This is a genomic window from Mesorhizobium sp. M4A.F.Ca.ET.020.02.1.1, from assembly GCF_004022645.1.
Lineage (GTDB): Bacteria > Pseudomonadota > Alphaproteobacteria > Rhizobiales > Rhizobiaceae > Mesorhizobium.
In genome coordinates this window covers 1-5,117 of the sequence record NZ_RZOI01000451.1, presented here as the reverse complement: position 1 = coordinate 5,117, position 5,117 = coordinate 1, and the positions used below count along the sequence as shown (strand labels likewise).

Annotated in this window: 5 protein-coding genes and 1 riboswitch; of the genes, 4 read left to right on the top strand and 1 reads right to left on the bottom strand. The window is 65.6% G+C overall.

The features are described 5' to 3' along the window. The coding region (locus tag EN742_RS23825) for an ATP-binding cassette domain-containing protein (protein WP_148670217.1) at nt 1-806 on the bottom strand (806 nt) is incomplete at its 3' end. A gap of 136 nt (nt 807-942) precedes the next feature. On the opposite strand from EN742_RS23825, the gene mtnK reads away from it, so the two are divergent. The 4 genes from mtnK to EN742_RS23805 form a co-directional block, all read left to right on the top strand. After that, nucleotides 943-2,217 (top strand): S-methyl-5-thioribose kinase, encoded by a 1,275-nt coding sequence (gene mtnK / locus EN742_RS23820; RefSeq protein WP_127406280.1) that lies wholly within the window; start codon nt 943-945, stop codon nt 2,215-2,217. Beyond that, the gene (gene mtnA / locus EN742_RS23815) at nt 2,214-3,308 is read left to right on the top strand and encodes an S-methyl-5-thioribose-1-phosphate isomerase (protein ID WP_127406279.1); all 1,095 of its coding nucleotides are present in this window, start codon (nt 2,214-2,216) and stop codon (nt 3,306-3,308) included. Before mtnK ends, mtnA begins: the two co-directional genes overlap by 4 nt. A gap of 77 nt (nt 3,309-3,385) precedes the next feature. Continuing rightward, nucleotides 3,386-3,528: riboswitch (FMN riboswitch) on the top strand. A 78-nt stretch (nt 3,529-3,606) separates the two neighbouring features. Beyond that, nucleotides 3,607-4,080, top strand: a complete 474-nt coding sequence (locus EN742_RS23810; protein WP_126056065.1) for a 6,7-dimethyl-8-ribityllumazine synthase — start codon at nt 3,607-3,609, stop codon at nt 4,078-4,080. 74 nt (nt 4,081-4,154) lie between these two features. After that, on the top strand, nt 4,155-5,117 hold a 963-nt coding region (locus EN742_RS23805; RefSeq protein ID WP_128333352.1), incomplete at its 3' end, for a dihydroxyacetone kinase subunit DhaK.

The window sequence follows — 5,117 nt, the reverse complement described above, 5'->3', positions numbered from 1 at the left end:
ATCCGCAGGCCTTCCGTGTTGAAGACAGCGCGCGCCGAGCTTCTCGCGACCACCCGGTCGAGATGGATCTTGCGGCCGAGCATGGCGTTGACGGCGCCCTCATAGTCGAGCGGCTTGGTGTCGAACAGGCCGCTCACCACGCCGTCGCGCATCGAGACGATGCGGTCGGCGAGCCGGCGGATGTCGGACATGCGATGCGAGATGTAGAGGATCGCCACCGCTTGCTCGCGCAGCCGGTCGATGAGCTGGAACAGCCGGTCGGCCTCGGCGCTGGACAGCGACGAGGTCGGCTCGTCGAGGATCAGCACTTTCGGCCGGTGCGCCATGGCCCGCGCGATCGCCACCATCTGCCGGTCTGCCAGCGAGAGATCGCTGACCCGGGCCTTGAGGTCGATGGCGAGCCCCATGCGATCGGCGACGGCCCTGGCCTCGCGGCGCACGCGGCCGGGATTGAAGAAGGTCGGCACGCCGCTGCCGCTCAGGCGGTCCAGCGTCAGATTGGTGGCGACGTCGAGGTCGGCGACGACCCCGTCATTGATGTTCTGATGCACGGTGACGACGCCGGCGCGGATCGCCTCGGCCGGCGTGTTCGGCGCGAAGTCCTCGCCGGCGAGATGCATCGTGCCGCCGCCGAGCTCGTAGACGCCGCTGACGATCTTGACCAGGGTGGATTTGCCGGCGCCGTTGGCGCCCATCAGCACGGTGACTTCGCCCGCATGCAAGTCGAGCGAGATGCCGCCAAGCACCTCGATATGGCCAAAGGACTTCCTTAGGCCGTCCACGCGGAACACGGCACCAGTGCCCATTCATTCCTCCCTGATCCCGACGCTATGGGCTATATCGGCAATTGTCAACACGATTGACAATTGCCAGCATGCTTCCTAGCTTGGCCCCGCCGCCATGCCTCCTTTATGTTCGGAGCGCATAAGCGAGAGGATGATGATGACGCAGAAACTGCCGTTCGAAGCACTATCGGTCGAAACGCTGCCGGCGCGCCTCGGCGCCAATGAGGCCGTCACCGCGCAGATCGGCAAGGATGCCCGACGCTGGAAGGTGCGTGAGGTCGGCGACGGCAATCTCAACCTGGTGTTCATCGTCGAGGGCGACGAAGGCGCGGTCGTCGTCAAGCAGGCCCTGCCCTATGTGCGGCTGGTCGGCGACAGCTGGCCGCTGCCGTTGAAACGCTCGTTCTTCGAGTATCACGCGCTGACAAGGCAGGAGCGCCGAGCGCCCGGCTCGGTGCCGTCGATCCACCATTTCGACGAGGCCCAGGCGCTGATCGTCATGGAATATCTGGCGCCGCCGCACATCATCCTGCGGCGTGCGCTGATCGAAGGCCGGCAACTGCCGAACATCGCCCGCGACATCGGCCTGTTCATGGCCCGCACCCTGTTCCGCGGCTCCGACCTGCATATGCCGACCAAGGACCGCAAAGCCGATTTGGCGCTGTTCGCCGACAATGTCGAGCTATGCGGCATCACCGAGGACCTGGTGTTCACCGATCCCTATTTCGACGCCAAGCTGAACCGGCATACGTCGCCGCAGCTCGACGGCCTGGTCGCCGAGCTGCGCGCAGACCGCGACCTCAAGGTCGAGGCGCAGCGTCTGAAACATCTGTTCGCCGCCAACGCCGAGACGCTCTTGCATGGCGACCTGCATTCCGGCTCGATCATGGTCACCGATACCGAAACCCGGATGATCGATCCGGAGTTCGCCTTCTATGGCCCGATCGCCTTCGACGTTGGCATGCTGCTCGCCAATTTCTGGATGTCATTCTTCTCGCAGCACGGCCATGAAGACAAAGGCAGGCGCGACGCCATGCGCGCCTACCTGCTCGGGGTCACCGCCGAAACCTGGGCCGTGTTCCGCGCCGAGTTCTCGCATCTGTGGCGGACCGAGCGCACCGGCATGCTCTACCACAGAAGCCTGTTCGAGGATCAAGGCGATCTGCTCGGCGCCGAGCAGGCGCTCGACCACATGCTGCACTCGATCTGGACCGACCTGCTCGGCTTTGCCGGCATCGAGGTGCACCGGCGCATCCTCGGCCTCGCCCACAATGCCGATTTCGAGACCATTGCCGATCAGGATCTGCGCGCCACATGCGAAGCAAAGGCACTGAAGTTCGGCCGCCATCTCGCCGTCAACCGGCGCCAGATATACAGCATCGACGAGGTCAACAGCCTGGCCGCGCTGATCGAACAGGAGAGCAGCCTTTGAACGTCGGCGACCGCCACTACCGCACCATCTGGCTGAGCGATGACGGCCGCTCGGTCGAGATCATTGACCAGCGCTGGCTGCCGCATGAGTTCCGCATCGAGACGATCGGCACCGTTGCCGGTATCGCCACCGCGATCCGCGACATGTGGGTGCGCGGCGCGCCGCTGATCGGCGTCACCGCCGCCTATGGCGTCGCCATCCAGATGGAAGACGACCCGTCGGATGCGGCGTTGGACGCCGTCTGGGAGACACTGCACGCGACACGCCCGACGGCGATCAACCTGCGCTGGGCGCTTGACGAGATGCGGCGGGTTCTGAAGCCGCTGCCGCCGGCCGAGCGGGCCGGGGCCGCCTATCGGCGCGCCGCCGAGATCGCGGACGAGGATGTCGGGCTGAACCGCGCCATCGGCGAGAACGGGCTTGCCATCATCAAGCAAATCGCGGCGCGAAAAGCACCGGGAGAGACGGTCAACATCCTGACCCATTGCAACGCCGGCTGGCTGGCGACGGTCGATTACGGCACCGCAACCGCGCCAATATATCTGGCAACCGAAGCCGGCATTCCGGTCCATGTCTATGTCGACGAGACCAGGCCGCGCAATCAGGGCGCCCAGCTGACCGCCTGGGAGATGGCCGGCCACGGCGTGCCGCACACGCTGATCGTCGATAATGCCGGCGGCCATCTGATGCAGCGTCGCCAGATCGACATGGTTATCGTCGGCACCGACCGCACCACCGCGGATGGCGACGTCTGCAACAAGATCGGCACCTATCTCAAGGCGCTCGCCGCCTCCGACAACGACGTGCCGTTCTATGTCGCGCTGCCCTCTCCGACCATCGACTGGACGGTGGGCGACGGGCTTGCAGAAATCCCGATCGAGGAGCGCTCCGGCGACGAGGTGTCGCTGGTCTGGGGCAAGAACGCCAAGGGCGAGATCGCGCAGGTGCGCGTCTCGCCGGAAGCGACGCCCGCGGCAAACCCGGCCTTCGACGTCACGCCGGCGCGGCTTGTCACCGGCCTGATCACCGAGCGCGGCGTCGCCAAGGCCTCACGCGAGGGGCTGAAGGCGATGTTCCCGGAGCGTGGTTAGCCACAAGGAGGAAGATTGGCAGCTGCGGCGACGGCGCTAATTGACAGCGCCGCCCTCCCCCTCCATAGCTTCACCGTCAAAGTTCTCAGGGCGGGGTGAAAGTCCCCACCGGCGGTAAGAGCCTCGGCTCAAGCCCGCGAGCGCTTCCCGGAAAGGAAGGTCAGCAGATCCGGTGTGATTCCGGAGCCGACGGTCACAGTCCGGATGAAAGAGAACGAACGGAAGGACGGGCCGCTCGCGCGGGCCGGGTTTTCGTATCGTGCGTCCTGATTCTGGTTCGAAACGGAAGGATGGACCCATGAATCAGCATTCCCCGAAAGACTATGAAATCGTTCGCGTCGCCGTCATTCGGGCGCGCTGGCATGCCGACATCGTCGACCAGTGCGTCACTGCGTTCGAGGCGGAGCTTGCCGTTCTCGGCGGCGGCCGCTTCGCCGTCGATGTCTTCGACGTGCCCGGCGCCTACGAGATCCCATTGCATGCCAAGACCCTCGCCGAGACCGGCCGCTATGCCGCGATCCTCGGCACCGCCTTCGTCGTCAATGGCGGCATCTACCGGCACGATTTCGTCGCCGGCGCCGTCCTCGACGGCATGATGACCGTGCAGCTCGCGACCGGCGTGCCGGTGCTTTCGGCGGTGCTGACGCCGCACAATTATCACGACAGCGCCGAGCACCACCGCTTCTTCTTCGAGCACTTCCAGGTCAAGGGCAAGGAAGCGGCCAAGGCCTGCGTTGAGATAAGTGCGGCGCGGGAAAAGATCGCGGCTTGAGGCGCGGTTGCCGGGGTGGCAATCCCGGTAACAGCCTCTAATATCGCGAAAAAACCGAGATCGGGAGCATGCCGGTGCAGACCAAGAAGATCATCAACGACGGCAACCGTTCCGTCGACGAGATGCTGGAAGGAATACTGGCCGCGCATCCTCGCCACCTCAGGAGCGTGGACGGCAGCCCGCGCTCGATCATCGCCCGCGACGGGCCACGGCCAGGCAAGGTCGGGCTGGTCATCGGCGGCGGCTCGGGCCACGAGCCGACCTTTCTCGGCTTCGTCGGCAAGGGGCTGGCGGATGCCGCGGCGGTCGGCAATGTCTTTGCCTCGCCGCCGCCGGACCCGATCCTCGAATGCGCCAAGGCGGTGAGCCGCGGCGCTGGCGTCCTGTTCATGTACGGCAACTATGCCGGCGACGTGATGAATTTCGACATGGCGGCCGAGATGGCGGCGATGGACGACATCGAGGTGCGCACGGTGCTGACCACCGACGACGTGGCCTCTGCGCCGCGCGACCAGCGGGGCAAGCGGCGCGGCGTCGCCGGCAATTTCTTCATCTTCAAGGCGGCGGGCGCGGCCTGCGACCGCATGCTCTCCTTCGACGAAGTCGAGCGCATCGCCAGGAAGGCCAACGACCACACCTTCACTATGGGCGTGGCGCTGTCGCCCTGCTCGCTGCCGCAGACGCGGCGGCCGAACTTCGAGATCGGCGCCGACGAGATGGAGATCGGCATGGGCATCCATGGCGAGCCCGGCATCGCGCGCGGCAAGCTCAGGACCGCTGACGAGATCACCGACGAGATGCTGGACAGGATCATTGCCGAGATGGCGCCGTCGCGTGGCGACAAGGTCGCGGTGCTGGTCAACTCGCTCGGCTCGACGCCGTTGATGGAGCTCTACATCATGAACCGGCGCGTCAAGCAGCGGCTCGACGACATCGGCGTCTCGGTGCATGCGACCTGGGTCGGCAATTACTGCACCTCGCTGGAAATGGCCGGCGCCTCGCTGACGCTGGAGCATCTCGACGGCGAGCTGCAGACC

Bases quoted from the DNA above. Each gene is read 5' to 3' on its own strand.
- mtnK (WP_127406280.1), top strand. From the start codon at position 943: ATGACGCAGAAACTGCCGTTCGAAGCACTATCGGTCGAAACGCTGCCG.
- EN742_RS23810 (WP_126056065.1), top strand. From the start codon at position 3,607: ATGAATCAGCATTCCCCGAAAGACTATGAAATCGTTCGCGTCGCCGTC.